This is a genomic window from Paracoccus liaowanqingii (assembly GCF_004683865.2).
Taxonomy (GTDB): domain Bacteria; phylum Pseudomonadota; class Alphaproteobacteria; order Rhodobacterales; family Rhodobacteraceae; genus Paracoccus; species Paracoccus liaowanqingii.
Window position 1 is genome coordinate 93,752 of record NZ_CP040764.1, and the last position, 16,344, is coordinate 110,095.

General features: G+C 69.9%; 11 protein-coding genes. 4 read left to right on the plus strand and 7 right to left on the minus strand.

Going from position 1 to position 16,344, the window contains the following annotated elements:
• Positions 1–176 precede the first annotated feature (176 nt).
• Positions 177–413, plus strand: coding sequence for a hypothetical protein (locus E4191_RS21340; protein WP_139616349.1), 237 nt, complete (start codon positions 177–179; stop codon positions 411–413).
• Here the strand turns inward: E4191_RS21340 and E4191_RS21345 are convergent.
• Entirely contained in the window at positions 363–1,040 is a 678-nt protein-coding gene (locus E4191_RS21345; protein ID WP_139616350.1) for a sugar transferase, read from the minus strand. The two genes, E4191_RS21340 and E4191_RS21345, sit on opposite strands and share 51 nt — an antisense overlap.
• 808 nt (positions 1,041–1,848) lie before the next feature.
• Between E4191_RS21345 and E4191_RS21350 the strand changes: the two genes are divergently transcribed.
• From E4191_RS21350 to E4191_RS21360, 3 genes are all read left to right on the plus strand, one after another.
• Entirely contained in the window at positions 1,849–3,123 is a 1,275-nt protein-coding gene (locus E4191_RS21350; RefSeq protein WP_139616351.1) for a glycosyltransferase family 4 protein, read from the plus strand.
• Positions 3,124–3,249: 126 nt separating this feature from the next.
• Entirely contained in the window at positions 3,250–7,305 is a 4,056-nt protein-coding gene (locus E4191_RS21355) for a non-ribosomal peptide synthetase (protein WP_139616352.1), read from the plus strand.
• Positions 7,305–8,060, plus strand: a complete 756-nt coding sequence (locus E4191_RS21360; protein WP_139616353.1) for a WecB/TagA/CpsF family glycosyltransferase — start codon at positions 7,305–7,307, stop codon at positions 8,058–8,060. Before E4191_RS21355 ends, E4191_RS21360 begins: the two co-directional genes overlap by 1 nt.
• A gap of 16 nt (positions 8,061–8,076) precedes the next feature.
• Here E4191_RS21360 and E4191_RS21365 read toward each other — a convergent pair whose 3' ends face one another.
• Genes E4191_RS21365 through E4191_RS21390 form a run of 6 tightly spaced genes read right to left on the minus strand, consistent with a single transcriptional unit; the run spans position 8,077 to position 16,162 of the window.
• Positions 8,077–9,411: an oligosaccharide flippase family protein gene (locus E4191_RS21365; protein ID WP_228461908.1), complete on the minus strand. Its 1,335-nt coding sequence runs from the start codon at positions 9,409–9,411 to the stop codon at positions 8,077–8,079.
• A complete protein-coding gene (locus E4191_RS21370) occupies positions 9,408–10,334 on the minus strand; it encodes a T9SS C-terminal target domain-containing protein (RefSeq protein ID WP_139616354.1) in 927 nt (308 codons plus the stop codon). Before E4191_RS21370 ends, E4191_RS21365 begins: the two co-directional genes overlap by 4 nt.
• The gene (locus E4191_RS21375) at positions 10,331–11,209 is read right to left on the minus strand and encodes an SDR family NAD(P)-dependent oxidoreductase (protein ID WP_228461913.1); all 879 of its coding nucleotides are present in this window, start codon (positions 11,207–11,209) and stop codon (positions 10,331–10,333) included. The genes E4191_RS21370 and E4191_RS21375 overlap by 4 nt, the downstream gene beginning before the upstream one ends.
• On the minus strand, positions 11,209–12,786 hold the full coding sequence (locus E4191_RS21380; protein ID WP_139616356.1) for a GMC oxidoreductase: 1,578 nt from the start codon (positions 12,784–12,786) through the stop codon (positions 11,209–11,211). Before E4191_RS21380 ends, E4191_RS21375 begins: the two co-directional genes overlap by 1 nt.
• Entirely contained in the window at positions 12,786–14,756 is a 1,971-nt protein-coding gene (locus E4191_RS21385) for an acyltransferase family protein (protein WP_139616357.1), read from the minus strand. The genes E4191_RS21380 and E4191_RS21385 overlap by 1 nt, the downstream gene beginning before the upstream one ends.
• Complete coding sequence (locus E4191_RS21390; RefSeq protein WP_139616358.1) at positions 14,753–16,162, minus strand: hypothetical protein; 1,410 nt, start codon at positions 16,160–16,162, stop codon at positions 14,753–14,755. The genes E4191_RS21385 and E4191_RS21390 overlap by 4 nt, the downstream gene beginning before the upstream one ends.
• Between the last annotated feature and the right edge of the window lie 182 nt (positions 16,163–16,344).

Genomic DNA, 16,344 nt, shown 5'->3' on the forward strand with positions numbered 1-16,344 from the left:
GGCGTCAGGTTCTTGCGCGTGAGGGAAACCGCCGGCGGGACGCCTGAAAAGGACGCTGCGTCCTGTTGTCCTGCTTGGCGTGCAAATCAGTCAATTGAACCGGATTGGTAATTGACAACCGTAGGATAAAGTCCACAACGGATCGGGCCGAGGAGGCGCGTGACATGCTTGTTGGAATGATCGGAACTTCCGTCCTGGTCGGCCTCATCGCAGCGCTGGCGATGGCTTTCAGCGGCGCCGATCTGCTGACCGCGTTCCTGCAGGGCTATGTGGGGGGCGGGGTCGCATCCATGGTCGTGCTGGCCACCGCCCTGTCCCTGCGCGACCGCCTGTCCCGCCGGGCCGAGGAGCGGCGCGACCGGCTAGCAGCCGGTGGCGCGCAGCACAATCCGGAAGGTCCGTACAATCAGTGACAGGTCCATCGACAGGCTGACCTCTTCGCAATAGCGCTGGTCATAGACCGACCGGGCCGCGAAGGTGGTGCCGTTGCGCTCGGACACCTGCCACAAGCCGGTCAGGCCGGGGCGGTGCAGGGCATAGTAGGACCCGGGATACATGGACCGCTGTTCGGTCATCATCGGACGGGGGCCCACCAGGCTCATCTGGCCGAACAGAACGTTCAGCAGCTGCGGCAGCTCGTCCAGCGAGGTCTTGCGCAGGATGCGGCCCACGCGGGTGATGCGGGGATCGTCGCGCAGCTTCTGGTGATGGTCCCATTCGATCCGGGCTGCGGGGTTCGCTTGCAGATGGGCGGTCAGCAGGGCATCGGCCCCGGGCCTCATCGTGCGGAACTTGTACATGCGGAAGGGCGTCCAGGCCCGGCCAAGTCGTTCCTGGACATAGAACGGCGAGCGCCCGTCCAGCATCACCGCCAGGGCCACCACCACCAGGAAGGGCAGCAGGATCGGCAGGGCGATCAGAATGAGGAAGGTGTCCAGAAGGCGCTTGCCTCCCTGGACGTAAAGTCCTTGCGTATCAAGCGACAGATCGAGCGCCGGATCCGAGGTCAGGCCGTTTCCAGCCTCGTTGTGGTGAGCCATGTGACAACTCCGGCCTGGGAACCAGTAAAAAAGACCACGTTTTCAAGATGAAGACCGACCGTGTCTCATTCATCGGCAACGGGTTCTGTCTACCGGTGCAGTTCAGGTATTGATAGTTGTCTAAAAAGAGAAGTTTGGTTTAAAAATAGGAATATCCGAGCCTGCCGCGCAGGCGGCCGGTGCGGGGAAAACCGGGGCGGTCGATCCGGTCATTCCTGCAGTGATCCTGCCCCGCATGGGTCCGGGGAGGGGGCCTGTCGCATCAGATCAGCTCGACCTCCCCTGACAGAAGGCCCGAATCGATGCCGCCCAGGTTGAGTAACCCGCCATCCCGAAGATCGCGGTCAAGACAGAGACGGTCGCCCAGGTGCAGAACGTCCGGCTCCCACGGGGTATCGGTCCTGGCCGTCCCCCGCAGGATCTCGATTCTGGTCGTTCCGCGAATCCTGAGCATTTTTGTCTCTGCACTAAGCTGTCCCGGATATGTGCTAACCCAGAATTGTCCGGCAGAGAGGCCCGATCTTCGTCCGGAGGCGCCGAGCGGCGGGAAGTTGCAAATGTACAGCTTTGTTCAGCAGATTTTTGCCTAAGAAAAACATGCATATGCATCATGTTGCTTCCTGAAGTTGCAGCCGGTGCGGTCGCGTGCTGCCAGCGGCTGAGCCGCGGCCCCCTCGGGCAGCCGTCCGCTTGGGCAGGCGGACGGTACGGCACGGACCTTGGGCGCAGACCCGCGCAGATCGTCGTAGCCTCGCGCAAGGGTTTGAGTTACCGTCCCGTTCAGTCGTTTCCAGTAAGGTTGTCCTGCATGCCCCACCGCCCGCGTGTCCTGATCATCGCCGAGGCGGCCAATCCGGAATGGGTGTCGGTTCCCCTGGTCGGCTGGTCCCTGGCCCAAGCGATGCGCCGCCGTGCCCATGTCCATGTCGTGACGCAGACCCGCAACCGCGACGCCTTCGTCCGCGCCGGGCTGGTCGAGGGGCAGGATTTCACCGCCATCGACAGCGAGGCCGTGGCGGCGCCCATGTACCGGCTGGCCAACCTGCTGCGCATGGGCAGCGGCAAGGGCTGGACCATGGTCACCGCCATCGCCTCGCTCAGCTATCCCTATTTCGAGCGGCTGGTCTGGAAGAAGTTCGGCGCCCGCATCCAGGCCGGGGAATTCGACGTGGTGCATCGAATCACGCCGCTGTCGCCGACCATCGCCTCGTCTCTGGCGCCCAAGGTGGCGGCGGCCAAGGTGCCCTTCGTGCTGGGCCCCCTGAACGGCGGCGTGCCCTGGCCCAAGGGTTTCGACAGCGAACGGCGGCGCGAGCGCGAATGGCTGTCCTATGTGCGCGGCGCCTACAAGGCGAACCCGGCGCATCGCAAGATGCTGCGGTCCTCGGCGCTGATCATCGCCGGATCGCGCCACACCGCCGGAGAGATCCCGGCCGCCCATCAGCACAAGACCGTCTGGCTGCCCGAGAATGCCATCGACCCCGCCCGCTTCAACCTGACCGCCCCGCAGGACCTGACCGGCCCGCTGCGCGCCTGCTTCCTGGGCCGCCTGGTGCCCTACAAGGGCCCCGACATGCTGCTGGAGGCCGCGGCGCCCCTGATGCGCGAGGGCAAGCTGGTCCTGGACATGATCGGCGACGGGCCGATGGCGGACGATCTGCGCGCGCAGGCCGAGCGGCTGCAGATTTCCCATGCCGTCACCTTCCACGGGCATCTGCCCCATGACCAGGTCCAGCCGGTGCTGGCGCGGGCGAACCTGATGACCTTCCCCTCGATCCGCGAATTCGGCGGCGGCGTCGTGCTGGAGGCGATGGCCCTGGGCGTCGTCCCGATGGTCGTCGACTATGCGGGCCCGGGCGAGCTGGTGACCGGAGAGACGGGCTATCTGATCCCGGTGGGTCCGCGCCCGCGCATCGTCGCGGCCTTCCGCGCGGCGCTGGAGGCGCTGGCCGCCGACCCCTCGGGCCTGCCCGTCAAGGCGCAGGCGGCGCGGCGCACGGCGCTGGCCGACTTCACCTGGGACGCCAAGGCGGCCCGGATCCTGGCCTTCTATGCCGCGATCCCCGACCTGCAGGCCGCCTGATCCCGCAGGATCCGCCCGTTCAAGGGGGCTTGTTTGCCTTGACACCCTGATGGCATGCTGGCACGCCGGACGATGATGTAAACCAGATCGTTCTTGGTTTCCACAACTGCGGGTAGGCATAGCCAGATGACACAGACACGTCCTGCCCCCAGGACCCCGCGGGACGACATCACCGATCTGGGCCCCGCCACCGACAGCCAGCTGGGCTTCCTGCTGCCGACCCTGTCGGGCCATGCATGGGCGCATGTCGAGCAGATCCTGGTCGATGCGCCGTCAGACCTGCTGGACCCCCGGCGCCTGGAAGAGGCCTGGACCACCCTCGCCACCCGCCACGAGTCGCTGCGCACGGTGCTGCGCGCGGACGGCTCGGGCGAGATGCGGCTGATGGTGCTGGACCGCCCTGCGGTTGATCTGCGCCATCACGATCTGTCGGGCGGCGATCTGGGCGCGCAGGGCTGCGCGATGGACGCGCTGCTGCGCGCCGACCGCGAGGCCGGGGCCGATCCGGCGCAGGTCCCCTCGTGGCGCGTGACGCGGATCGAGCTGGGCGGCGGGCAGGCGCGGCTGATCTGGACCATCCACCACGCGCTGATCGACGGCACCGGGATCGAGGTCGTGCTGACGCAGCTGTGGCTGCTGCTGGGCGGCCAGCCCGTCGCCTCCACCCCGCCCGCGCCGGATTTCTCGACCGCCGTGGCGGGACGGGTGCTGGACCGCGCCGCGGCGCAGGCGGTCTTCGCGCCGATGCTGTCCGATGACGAGCTGGCCTCGCCCCTGCCCGCGCGCGCAGCCAACGGACAGGGGCGCATGGTCCAGCTGTCCCATGCGCTGCCCGGGGCCGCCGCGCAGGATCTGCGCGCGGCGGTGGGGGCTGCCGGGGCGACGGTGCTGAACGCGGTGCAGGCAGCTTGGGCATTGGTGCTGGCGCGCTGGACCGGGCGGTCGGGCGCGGCCTTCGGGCTGGTCGAATCCGGGCGCGCGGGCCCCGACATGGCCGAGGTCGTGGGCTGCCTGATCTCGACCCTGCCGATGCAGGTGCGGCTGGACGACGTGCCCGACATCGCCACCCTGCTGACCCGCATGCGCGAGACGACCCTGCGCCTGCGCCCCCATGCCGGGGCCAGCCAGACCCAGATCCGCCGCCTGGCCGGGCGCAGCGGGGCGGAATCCCTGTTCGACACCATCGTGATGTACCAGCGCGGCACGCTTGGCGCCCGGCTGGCCGACCGGGGCTGCGGCTGGACGAATGTCCGCCTGCTGGAGGAGGGGACGGCGCTGGTCACCGTCTCGGTCCATGACGAGGCGCGGGGTCAGGCCCGCACGGCCTCGACCGGGGATGCGGGGCGCGGGCTGCGGCTGGACATCGAATACGATCCCACCCGCCTGCCTGGCGACATGGGCGCACGCCTGCTGGACCATCTGGCCCGGCTGCTGGAGGCGATGGGCCGGGTCGATCCCGCCACGCCGCTGTCCGACCTGGACATGCTGGGCCCCGACGAGACCGCGCGGCTATTGGCCCTGGGCACCCCCGATCAGGGCCCGAGCGATGCCGCGCCCTGCCTGGCCACCCGCTTCGAGGCGGTGGCCGCCGCGCGCGGCGATCATCCGGCGGTGATCGAGGCCGCGACGGGGCAGGCGACCTCCTTTACCGCGCTGGACCGCAGCGCCAATGCCTTGGCGCATCAACTGACGCGGGCCGGGATCGCCGAGGGGCAGGTCGTGGGCGTGGCCCTGCCGCGCGGCGCGGGCCAGATCGCGGCCATGCTGGCGGTGCTGAAATCCGGCGCGGGCTTCCTGATGATGGACGAGGCGCAGGCCACCGACTATCTGGCCGGGCTGGTCCGCAGCACGGGCATGCGGGTGCTGATCGCCCCCGCAGGCTCCGCGCTGGCTGCCAGCCTGCCCGGGGACGGGCCGCTGCATGTGGTGCCGACCGCCGATCTGGCCGACGCCGCGCCCCCGCGCCCGGCACCCCGGGCCGACCGGATGGCCTATGTCATCCACACCTCGGGCTCGACCGGCACGCCCAAGGCGGTGGTCGGGCTGACCGGCGCGCTGGCCGCCCATGCCGAGGCCGTCATTGCCCGCTATGGCCTGCAGCCGCAGGACCGGGTGCTGCAGTTCGCGGCGCCCAGCTTTGACGTGATGCTGGAAGAGGTCTGGCCGACGCTGCTGGCCGGCGCCACCGTCGTCGCCCGCGACGACCGGCCCACCGATTCGATCGACGGGCTGTGGCAGCTGGTGGCGCAGCACCGCGTCAGCGTGCTGAACCTGCCTGCCAGCTACTGGCGCCACCTGGTCGCGGAACTGCACGAGGCCGCGCCCGCCGGGCCCGCCCGGCTGCCCGACAGCCTGCGCCTGCTGGTCACCGGCAGCGAGCGGATCGCGCCGGCCTCCTATCGGCACTGGCGGGCGCTGGCCCCGGACATCGCGTTCTTTAACGCCTATGGCCCGACCGAGGCCACGATCACCTGCGCCGCCTGGCAGGGGGGCGATCTGCCCGAGGGGGCGGAACTGCCCATCGGGCGGCCCCTGGACCACGCGCGCCTGCTGCTGCGCGCGCCCGACGGCACGCTGACCCCCAAGGGCGGCGAGGGAGAGCTGTGGATCGGCGGCGCCGCCGTCACCGGCGGCTATCTGGGCGATCCCGACCGCACGACGGCGGTCTTCGCGCCCGATCCCTGGACCCGCGACGGGCGGCTCTATCGCAGCGGCGACCGCGCCGCCTGGTCGGCCGAGGGGCAGCTGATGTTCCTGGGGCGCGGCGACCGTCAGGTGAAGCTGCGTGGCCACCGGATCGAGCTGGGCCAGATCGAAACCGTGCTGGCTCATCAGCCCGGCATCGTCGAAAGCCATGTCGATCTGGACGCGGGCCCGCCCGCCCGGCTGCTGGCCTGGGTCGTGGCAGAGCCCGGCACGGATCTGGGCGCAGTGACGGCGGGCATGGGATCGCGCCTGCCCGCCTACATGCTTCCCCGCCTGATCGCGGTCCCGGATCTGCCGGTGACTGCCAGCGGCAAGATCGACCGCCGCGCGCTGCCCCGCCCCGATCCCGCGCGGTTGGGCGCCGTGCCCGACGCGGCGGGGGATGCCCCCGCGGACGTGCTGGCCCGCACCATCGCCGCCTGCATGGCCGAGCTGCTGGACCATGCTCAGGTCTCGATCGACGACGATTTCTATGACCTGGGCGGGGATTCCCTGCTGGCCCTGCGCCTGTCGGGCATGGTCGCGGCGCGCAGCGGCCTGCGGCTGCAGACCACCGACCTGATGCGCAACGCGACGCCGCGCGAGCTGGCCCGGTTGTCGCAGGGCGATCCGGCGCGGCCCGACAGCCTGGTGGTCATCCAGGCGGATGGCCCGCATATCCCGGTGATCGCCGTCCATGTGCTGGGCCGCAACCAGGACCTGTTCCGGCCGCTGTCCGCGGCGCTCGGGCCCGACTACCCGGTCTGGGGCCTGACCGTGGGCGTGCCCGGGGACCTGTCCCAGATCGACGTGCGCGCCACCGCGCGTGTCTATTTCGACGAGCTGCAGCAACATGCCCCCGGCCAGCCGGTCTGCCTGATCGCGGTGTCGATGGCGTCCTATTTCGCCTTCGAATTGGCGCGGCTGCTGACCGAGGCCGGGCGGCAGGTGCCGGTGCTGGCCATCCTGGACGCCACGGGGCCGGGCGGGCGCCCCTCGGTCCAAGGCTTTGGCAAGCTGCGCGCGCATCTGGGGCAGTTGCGCCGCCTTGGCTGGGGCCATGTCGAGACGCTGCTTGAACAGGTCCGCGAGCGCCGCATCCAGGCCCGCGACCAGGCCCAGATCGACGCGCATCCCGACGCCGCGGCGACCGAGGTGGTGAACATGGAACAGGTGATCCAGGCCAATGTGCTGGCGGTCGCGGCCTATGATCCCGTGCCCATCGACGCGCCGATCGCGGTCTTCCGCGCCGATCACAGCTTCTGGGACGCCCCCGAGGCGCGGCGGACGGGCCTGGGCTGGGCGCCGGTCGCGCGCGGCGGCTGGTCGCTGCACGACCTGCCCGGCACGCATCTGTCGATCCTCGAGCCGGGCAATGTCGACGCGCTGGCGGGCCATCTGCGCCGGATGATCGCCGCCGCCGAGAAGGCGGCCGAGGACGCGGGGCACAGCGAATCCGTCCGGGGCACGGGTCCCGGACCAGGGAGGAACGGATAATGCAATTTCAGGTGGGCCAGGGGCGCGTGGCGCTGACCGTGCCCGATTCCGAAAGCCTTCTGGCGATCATCGGGCGGCGGCTGGAGGAGGGGCGGGGCTTTGCCTTGGCCACTATGAATGTCGACCATCTGGAGAAGCTGCGCTCGGACGACCGCTTCCGGACGGCCTATGCCGCCCATGACCTGATCGTGGCGGATGGCAACCCGATCGTCTGGCTGGCGAAGCTGGGCGGCGAGCCGGTGTCGCTGGTGCCCGGCTCGGATCTGGTCGAGGCGCTGTGTGCGGTCGCGGCGGGCAAGGGCCGGTCGGTGGCGATCATCGCGGGCACCGAGGAGTCGGGCCGGATCGCGGCGGACCGGCTGATGGCGAAGATCCCCGGCCTGCGCGTCGCGATGATCTCGGCGCCGGGCTTTCCCTTCGATCCCGAGGGCCCCGAGGCCGACGCGCTGCTGGACCGGTTGACCGACAGCGGCGCAGGCCTGTGCCTGCTGGCCGTGGGCGCCCCGCGGCAAGAGATCCTAGCGGCGCGCGGGCGCGGGCGTTGCCCGAACGTGGGCTTCGCCTCGGTGGGCGCGGGGATCGACTTCATCGCGGGCCGGCAGAAGCGGGCGCCGGGCCTGGTGCGGGCGGCGCGGATGGAATGGCTGTGGCGCGCCTCGCTCAGCCCGATGCGGCTTGGGCCGCGCTATCTGCGCGGGGCGCTGATCCTGCCGGGCCATGCGCTGCGCGCGCTGGCGCATCGGCGGCGCCGCTAGGCGCCGCCGCCGGTCCTCAGACCAAGAGCGCCGCCGCCAGGATCAGGCCCAGGATGGCAAAGCCCAGATCGTGCCAGGGGTCCCAGACATTGTGGCGCCGGGCCAGGCGGACCAGCATCGGATAGGCCAGGATCGCGGCCATCGCCTGTCCGGCCAGCGCGCCCGGGATGCCCGCCTGCCAGGCGCCAAGCGTGAACAGCGACAGGAACAGCGTCGCGCGCACCAGCGTCACCCAGAAGAAGTTGCGCGAATCCCCGGCGGCCAGTGCCGCCTGGTCGTAGCTGAGCCCGATCAGCGCCGGGATGCCCGCCAGCGCGATCAGCGTGACCAGTTCCCCGGCCGCCGTGTAGCGGTCGTCATACATCAGCCCGACCAGCCCCTCGCCGAAAGTCGCCAGCAGGGCCAGCAGCAGCATGAAGCTGCCGGTCATGCCGATCCGCATCAGCCGCACGCGACGCATGTGGTGGGGCGTGGGATCCTCGGCGGTGGACCGATAGATGGGGATCATCACGCGCGAGATCAGCGCGATCCCCAGCATCATCGGAAAGCTGGCGAGGAAGAAGGCGATGTTGTAGATGCCCAGGTCGGTCAGGCTTAAGAGCCGCGCCAGCACCGCCTTGTCGCCCTGCGAGATGACGAAGCCCACCACGGTCGCGGGCAGGATCCACTTGCCGAAGCTGATCAGCTCGGCCGCGCAGTCGCGGTCCCACTGGAAGCGATTGGTGGGGCCCGGCATCAGCCATTGCACCATGGCCACCTTGATCAGCGCGCCGGTCACAAGGCCGATGATCAGCGCCCAGGCCGAACCCAGGATCGCGGCCAGGATGATGGTGAGGATGGTGGTCACCGCCGACGAGGCCAGCTCGACCATGGTCAGGCGGCCCATGCGCAGGTGGCGGTTCGCGGTCTCCTCCTTGGTGGGCAGAAGGCCGAAGATGATGGTCGTGGTCGCCGCCACCGGCAGGAACCAGGCCAGCTCGGGCACGTCGTAGAAGCGCGCGGCGGGCACCGCCAAGATGCAGCAGCCCAACCACAGGATCACGCCCCGGATGGCCTGCATCGTGTAGGCGGTGTTCAGGAAGGTCTGGTCGTCGCCGCGCTTGCTTTGCAGGATCGCGGGCGTGATGCCCACGTCCGAGAAGTTGTTCAGGCCCTGGATGATCACCATGATCAGCGTCATCAGGCCGAAGGTCTCGGGGAACAGCAGGCGCGTCAGGATCAGGTTGGACGCCAGCCGGATGGCCTGCATCCCCCCGAAGCCCAGGATCGTCAGCGCCGAGCCGCGCACCGCGCGCTGCACCAGGCTTTCCCCGCTGAAGAGCAGCCCGATCCGGGCCCGGCGCAGGTTCACCGGGCGCCGTCCTGCAGGATCTGCCAGATACGCTCCGCGGTCTGGTCATAGGCCGCGGCGAATGTCGGGTCGATCGTGTCGGGGAACTGCATCCCGGCCGGGGGCGGCGCGCCATAGATCGAGGCATAGGTGATCATCGCGGCCAGCAGGTAGATCGTCTCGGTCCCGTGGGGCGAGAGGTCGGAATAGAGCACCTCGGCCGGGATCTGCACCAGGGGCTCTTCGGACAGGACCTGCGCCATGACGCGGCCCACGGGGATCAGCGCGACCCCGGCATCGGGGCGCAGCGCCGCCAGGCGGGCGACGTAATCGTCGTACCACCGGGCATAGGTGCCGCTGGCATGGGCATAGTACTGCGCCATCTCGGGGGCGGTCGGGGGGAACTCCCGCGCGAAGGGGTGCAGGTCGGCCCAGCCCTCATAGATCAGGAACTGCGGCGCCTCGGCATTCTCCATGACCCAGTCCAGCACGTTCATGGTCGCGCCGAGCGGCGTCGCCCGATCGGGATTGTCGCCGTTGTAGGGCTGGTCGGCCCGGTCGTACTGGATGAAGTTCTCGGGGTTGAAGATGATCGTGTCGAAGCCCGCCGCGCCGAAGGGCTGGCGATAGGAATTCCACACCTTCTCGACCTCGGCGAATTCCCAGTTGGTGTGGGGCGGCAGTTCGGTCGCGAAGTTGCGCGGAAAGCCCCACCGGCCATCGGCCCCGAACTCGCGCCCGTCCTGCCGGGCCATCAGTGCCATCCAGTGCGGCACCGTCGTCTCGTCGCTGTCGGTCAGGTGGTGGACCAGGCTGTTGCCGAAGAAATAGATCCGCGCCTCGTCGCGCGCGGCGGCGGGGGGGATCTCGGCCAGGGCGGGGGCCCCCAGGGTGATCCACAGGGCGGCGGCGGCGGTGGCAAGGCGGGCAGGCGGGCAGGTCATTCAGGGTCTCCGGTTCGGGGATCGGCAAGGGCGGGGGCGGGCGCCATGGCGGGGGCCAGGATGCGCGGGCGCCGGGAGGGTTTCAGCAGCAGCGCGTCCTTGACGCGCCGGCGCAGCGAGCGGGGCGGCAGCATCTCGGCGTCGCAGAGGAAGATCGCGCCGTGCAGGTCGGGGCTGTCGTCCAGCGCCAGGGTCGCGCCCCAGGCCGCCACCGTCTCGGGCGGGATGCCCGAGGGGCGGCCGGTGCGCGTGGCCATGATGCCGGGGATCCATTCGGTGACGGTGATATGGGGCATGCGGCGGGCCAGCTCGACCGTCAGGGCCTGGGAAAAGACCCGCGCCCCCGCCTTGGACACCGTATAGCCCAGGCTGCCCGGCAGGGGATTGCCGCCCGCGAAGCTGGAGACGTTGATGATCCGGCCCCGCCCGCGATCCAGCATGCCGGGCATGAAGGCCGCCGTGACATTGATCGGGCCGCAGGTGTTGACCATCACGTGGTCCACGACCTCTTCCGCGACGGCGCCCAGGAAATCCTGGCGGCGATAGATCGCGGCGTTGTTGACCACGATCGAGACCGGGCCGACCTGTGCCTCGACCTGCGCGGCCAGCTCGCGCATCGGGCCGGGCTGGCTGACATCGCCGCGCAGCGCCGTGAACTGGCCGGGCACGCACAGATCGCCGGTCTGGGCCAGATGGCAGGGGTCGCGTCCGATGCCCGCGACATGGATGCCCCGCCGGGTCAGCTCGACCGACAGCGCGCGGCCCAGGCCCAGGCCCGCGCCGGTGATCACCGCCACCTGCCGTCCGCCGGCGGCGAGGCAGGTCCCGGTCGCGCGGTGCCGCAGCACGGGGCTGGCCGTCATGTCGGCGCGCATCACGTCTGCTCCTTCAGGCGGCGGGTCATGGCCTCGGCCACGCGCAGGGCGTTGGCCACGATGGTCAGCCCCGGATTGACCCCGGTGGAACTGGGCATGAAGCTGCCATCCACCGCATAGAGGTTGTCCAGGTCATGCGCCCGGCAGTCGCGGTCCAGCACGCCCCGCTTGGGGTCGTCGGAAAAGCGCAGCGTGCCGCAGGGATGGGCGATGTTGAGTTCGGGCGTGTGGTTCAGCCACATGGACCGCACTCCTTTCAGCCTGGCCTTGAGCAGCCGCCGGAAGCGCTTGCGCCGCGCCATCAGCTCGTCCGACATCGTGTAGTCGTAAAGCAGCATCTCGGGTCGGTCCGGGTCGAAGCGGACGCGGTTGGCGTCGTCGGCCAGATCCTCAAGGATGCCGGCGAAGACGCGCGCCTCGCCCAGCATGCGCGCGGCGATCAGCGCGGGGATGCGCATGAACTCGCGTCCCATCCCCAAGCTGCCCAGCATCGAGGCGTCGTAGCGCTCGTGCAGGACATAGAGGATGTTGCCGTAATCGGCGGGCAGGCCGAGCGACTGGAACAGCCCCATGCGGTCGCCCTTGTGGGCATAGAAGTCGCGCAGCGAGAAGGTCTTGAGCGGCCCGGGCGAGGGCGGCGGGGCGTCGCGCGGCGGCCAGATGGCGATGCGTTCGTTGATGTGGAACATCAGTCCCCGGCCCACCAGCCCGCTGGAATCCGCGCCGCCCTGCGGCCAGGCGTCGGTGCCCGAGGCCATCAGGAGGCGCGGCGAGGCCAAGGCGCCGGCCGCCAGCACCACCGCCCGGCCCTGCAACTCCAGTTCGGCGCCGTCGCGCAGGACGCGCAGGCCGGTCACGGTGCGTCCCTGCCCGGTCAGGGCCAGCGCCCGGGCGCCGTGCAGCACCTCGGCCCGGCCGGTGGCCAGCGCGGGCAGCACGCCCGCCGAGCGGCCGTCCATCTTGCAGTCGCGTGGGCATTTGCGCCCGATGCATTCCATGCAGCCCTCGACCTGCCGGATGCCCAGCTGCGCGCGATAGGGGTGCAGCCCGACGCCTTCCAGCGCCTTTCCCAAGGCCGCGTCGCGCGGCGACAGCGGGCGGGGTGTGGCCAGCCCCGTCACCGGATCGCCCAAGGGATCCTGACCGCCATTGATGCACATCAGCTGCCGCGCCCGGTCGTACCAGGGCTGGAACTCGTCATGACCCACCGGCCAGCCGCCGGTCGGATGGGGCATCTCGGGCGTCGTCTCGAAATCGTGCCGCTCGGGCTGTTCCAGCGCTGCCGCGTAGAAGGCCGAGGTGCCGCCGATGCCCACGCCCTGCGAGCCGTAGGCGGTCGTCGTCTCGCCGTTCACGGTGGATTCGACCGGCAGCGGCCAGCTGCCATACATCAGGCGGGCGAAGGGATCCTCGTGCTCGGTCTCCTGACCGTTCTCGGCCTGGCGGGGCGTGGCGGGGCCCTGCTCGACAAACAGGACCGACAGCCCGGCCTCGGCCAGGGCGCGACCGCAGAGGCCCCCGCCCAGGCCCGCGCCGACGATGATCACATCCCAAGTCTTGTCCGCGACATCCTTCATCAGGAGCGGTTCCGCAAGGTCAGCAAGGGGTCGAAGAGATGCCGCATCTGCAGGGCCCCCTGGTTGGTGAGGTGGTTGTTATCAAAGTAAACAGTTCGACCGTTCCGCAGAACGCTGCAGGTGTTCGCGTCGCAGTGCAAGGGCCAGGGGTCGATCAACTCGATCCTGGACGGTCCTGCGACAAATGGCGCAAGCCCCGCAGCCTCTCGGGACAAAGCATCAAGCAGCGCGACCTGAAAACGATCCTGCGGGACGGCTTCGTTGCGGGCCAACGCGCGCGCCACCGGAAGGGATCCATAATTGGGAATTTCCGGGGCCTGGCGCAGCACATGGACGCGGCTGCCCATCGCGGTCAGCGCCCGCAGCGTGGCGTCGACGGCGGTGGGCCAGGCCGGGACGACCTCGATCCGGTTGTGGGCATCCGCGCCGACGCCCGAGCCGGTCGCGTAATAGCTCCACCGGCCGACCAGCAGCACGTCGGGGAAGGGGTTGTCGCGCAGCGCGGCCTCAATCCGGGCATTCGCATGGGTGCAGGCGATGTCCTGCACGCGGGTCGCGGCGGATTCGCGTTTCTCGACCCCGAACATCGGCGGGCAGCCCGCGCGCCAGATCAGCAGGCCCGGGGTCCCGGCCTCGTGCGCAGCGCGGTCCAGCCCCTCCTTGATGGCGCGCAGGTGGCTGTCGCCCCAGGCCAGCATCTGCGGCGGGCCCTCGGGGCCGATGGGGCAGGTCTGGATCCCGGCGAAGTGCCCCGTTTGCGGCGTGAAGCAGCGCGACCAGTCCTGGATGAAGTCCTGCGCGGCATCGGCATGGGTCAGCACCGTGGGCGACCAGCGTTCGGGCAGGCCGTCGCGCGTGTAGGACCAGCCCCCCAGGCTCAGCAGCAGGAGGGATGACAGCGCCACCCCCGCGATCATGCGCCGCGAGGGCAGCCGCGTGGCATTGCGGGTGGGCTGTTCGACCCACCGCCAGGTCGCATAGGCCAGCAGGACCGACAGCCCGATCAGGCCGATATTGCCCAGCAGCCCCCGCCCGGGGCCAAGCGCGAAATCCGACAGGCTGCGGATCGGCCAGTGCCACAGGTAGAGAGAATACGAGATCAGCCCCAGCCCCCGCATCGGCCCCCAGGCAAGCAGCCGGTTGACCGGGTTGGCGGCCTGCCCGTGGCGGATCAGCAGCAGCGTGCCCAGGACCGGGATCAGCGCCCAGGCCCCCGGAAAGCCCGCGCCGGGCCGGATCACCATCATCCCCGCCACGACCAGCGCCAGCCCCGCCGCCGAGCCCATCCAGCCCCGGCGCGGCCCCGGACGATCCTGCGCCCAGATGGCCAGCAGGACGCCGGACAGCAGCTCCCATGCACGAAAGGGGAACAGGAAGAAGGCCGCCGTCTGGTCGCGCGCGGTCAGGCCCACCGACAGGGCCAGCGACAGCGCCGCGCCCCCGCCCAGCAGCACCAGCGCCAGCCGGGGCCGGCGGATGCAGATCAGCAGGACCAGCGGCAGGACGATGTAGAACTGCTCCTCCAGCGACAGCGACCACATGTGCAGCAGCGGCTTTTCGGCCGAGCTGCTGTCGAAATAGCCCGCCTGCCGCCAGAACTGGATATTGGCGATGAACAGCGAGGCGGCGATCAGCGACTTGCCCAGCTCGCGCAGGTCGTGGGGCAGAAGGATCAGGTAGCCGGCCGCGAAGACCGCCAGCGCCACGACCGACCAGGCCGGCGCCAGCCTGCGGAAGCGGCGCAGGAAGAAGCGGACCGGGTCGATCCGCCCCGTGGCGGTGAACTCGCGCCACAGGATCGCCCCGATCAGGTATCCCGACAGCACGAAGAACACGTCGACGCCGGTGAAGCCCCCGGGCAGGCCCGGCAGGTCGAAGTGATACAGCACCACGCCCCCCACGGCGACGGCGCGCAGGCCGTCGATCTCGGGGCGATAGCCTGCATGGCGGTCGGCCAGCGGGCCGCTCATCTCAGGATGGTCCGCAGGGGCGCCTCGCCCCGGGAGACGGGGACCAGCCGCGCATCCTCGGCCGCGGGCGCGGTGGCGCCGCGTGCGGCCAGCCCCGCCAGCGCGCCGGCGGTCAGCCAGCTCAGCGGCGTGATGGTGGCGTTGGGGATCAGGTCGACCAGGTTGGCCGCCATGATCAGCGTCAGGCCCGCCGTCCAGCGGTCGATCCCGTCCCGCCGCGCCGCCATCCACAGCCGGATCACAGATCCGCACAGAAGCCCGAAGGCGCCCACATAGCCCATGACCCCGCTCATGGTCATGACCACGATCCAATAGCCGTCGCTGACGCTGGTGTAGTCGCCCGAATTGGGATCCACCTCCAGGTTGCGGCCCCATCCGCCCCAGCCCGCCAGCGGCTTGAGGCTGGCGCGGTCCAGCAGCACCTGCTCGTTGTTGAAGCGGAAGATCAGCGAGCGGCCGCGTTCGGCGTCCAGCGCCAGGGCGGTGTCGGCGAAGAAGCTGACCGGGAACAGCCCCAGCCACAGCAGCAGCGGATACATCAGCGCCGCCAGCGCCAGCGCCGCCGCCGCCCGCACGTGCCAGATGGGGGGCATGAACAGGATCAGCGGCACCATCGTCAGCGCATAGAGCATCGAGGCGACGCTCTTGCACAGGAACAGCACCAGCAGCAGATAGAGCAGCACCGCCCAGTGCCGCGTCCGCGACGTCCCCTGGGCGTCGCGCAGCGCGACCGCCGCGCTCAGGATGCCCATGACGGCGAACAGCGCCACCCACAGCCCGTGTTCCAGGAAGACCATCGGGCGATAGCCGCCGTAGCGGATCGACTGGCTGAAATCATGGGCGAAGAAGCCATAGATCCACACGTTCAGCTGCGGGCTGAGGCGGATCTCCAGCAGCATGGGCAGCGAATAGGCCAGCCCCGCCAGGGTCAGCGCGGTCATCCAGGCCCGGATCCCCGCGATCGAGGACAGGATCATGTAGCCCAGCAGGAAGGGCAGCAGCTCCAGCATGACGGCCAGGGTGCCGTTGATGAAGTCGAAGGCCGTCAGGCCGGGGCGGTAGGACACGCCCTCGATCAGCGGCTCGGGATTGGTGATGACGGTGAAGAGGGGCGTCGCCAGCATCAGGCCCGCCAGGAAGACGACCCAGCCCTCGGGGCGCCGCCAGGGCAGGGGGGACTGCTGGCGCAGCATCAGCGCGCCCACGGTCGCGGCGAGCGCCGCGATCGAGTACTTGTTCATCTGGGGCAGAAGCGGGATGTTGATGGCGACAATCGCCGGCGGCAGCAGCAGATAGCCTGCCAGGACGGTCCAGATCACGGCCTTCGTCTGGTCCAGCCGCGAGAACAGGACGGCCGCAACAACCGGCCACGCGGCCAGCATCATCAGCGCCAACGGATTACCCAAGACCACCCCCTCAACAATGGGTCATCGCCTATGCGAAAAGGGACCCTATTTCCATACACTTTCGTTTAAATTAACATGCATCCGTCTGGCGGGTTTGGTAAAGCTTTCGTCGCAGGTTCACATGGTATGTCCTGATCGGCCGATGCCTCTCGGTACCGGGGATAAAAGAGTTGTCAGTCAGG

Bases quoted from the DNA above. Each gene is read 5' to 3' on its own strand.
- E4191_RS21340 (WP_139616349.1), top strand. From the start codon at position 177: ATGATCGGAACTTCCGTCCTGGTCGGCCTCATCGCAGCGCTGGCGATG.
- E4191_RS21345 (WP_139616350.1), bottom strand. From the start codon at position 1,040: ATGGCTCACCACAACGAGGCTGGAAACGGCCTGACCTCGGATCCGGCG.
- E4191_RS21350 (WP_139616351.1), top strand. From the start codon at position 1,849: ATGCCCCACCGCCCGCGTGTCCTGATCATCGCCGAGGCGGCCAATCCG.
- E4191_RS21355 (WP_139616352.1), top strand. From the start codon at position 3,250: ATGACACAGACACGTCCTGCCCCCAGGACCCCGCGGGACGACATCACC.
- E4191_RS21360 (WP_139616353.1), top strand. From the start codon at position 7,305: ATGCAATTTCAGGTGGGCCAGGGGCGCGTGGCGCTGACCGTGCCCGAT.
- E4191_RS21370 (WP_139616354.1), bottom strand. From the start codon at position 10,334: ATGACCTGCCCGCCTGCCCGCCTTGCCACCGCCGCCGCCGCCCTGTGG.
- E4191_RS21375 (WP_228461913.1), bottom strand. From the start codon at position 11,209: ATGCGCGCCGACATGACGGCCAGCCCCGTGCTGCGGCACCGCGCGACC.
- E4191_RS21380 (WP_139616356.1), bottom strand. From the start codon at position 12,786: ATGAAGGATGTCGCGGACAAGACTTGGGATGTGATCATCGTCGGCGCG.
- E4191_RS21385 (WP_139616357.1), bottom strand. From the start codon at position 14,756: ATGAGCGGCCCGCTGGCCGACCGCCATGCAGGCTATCGCCCCGAGATC.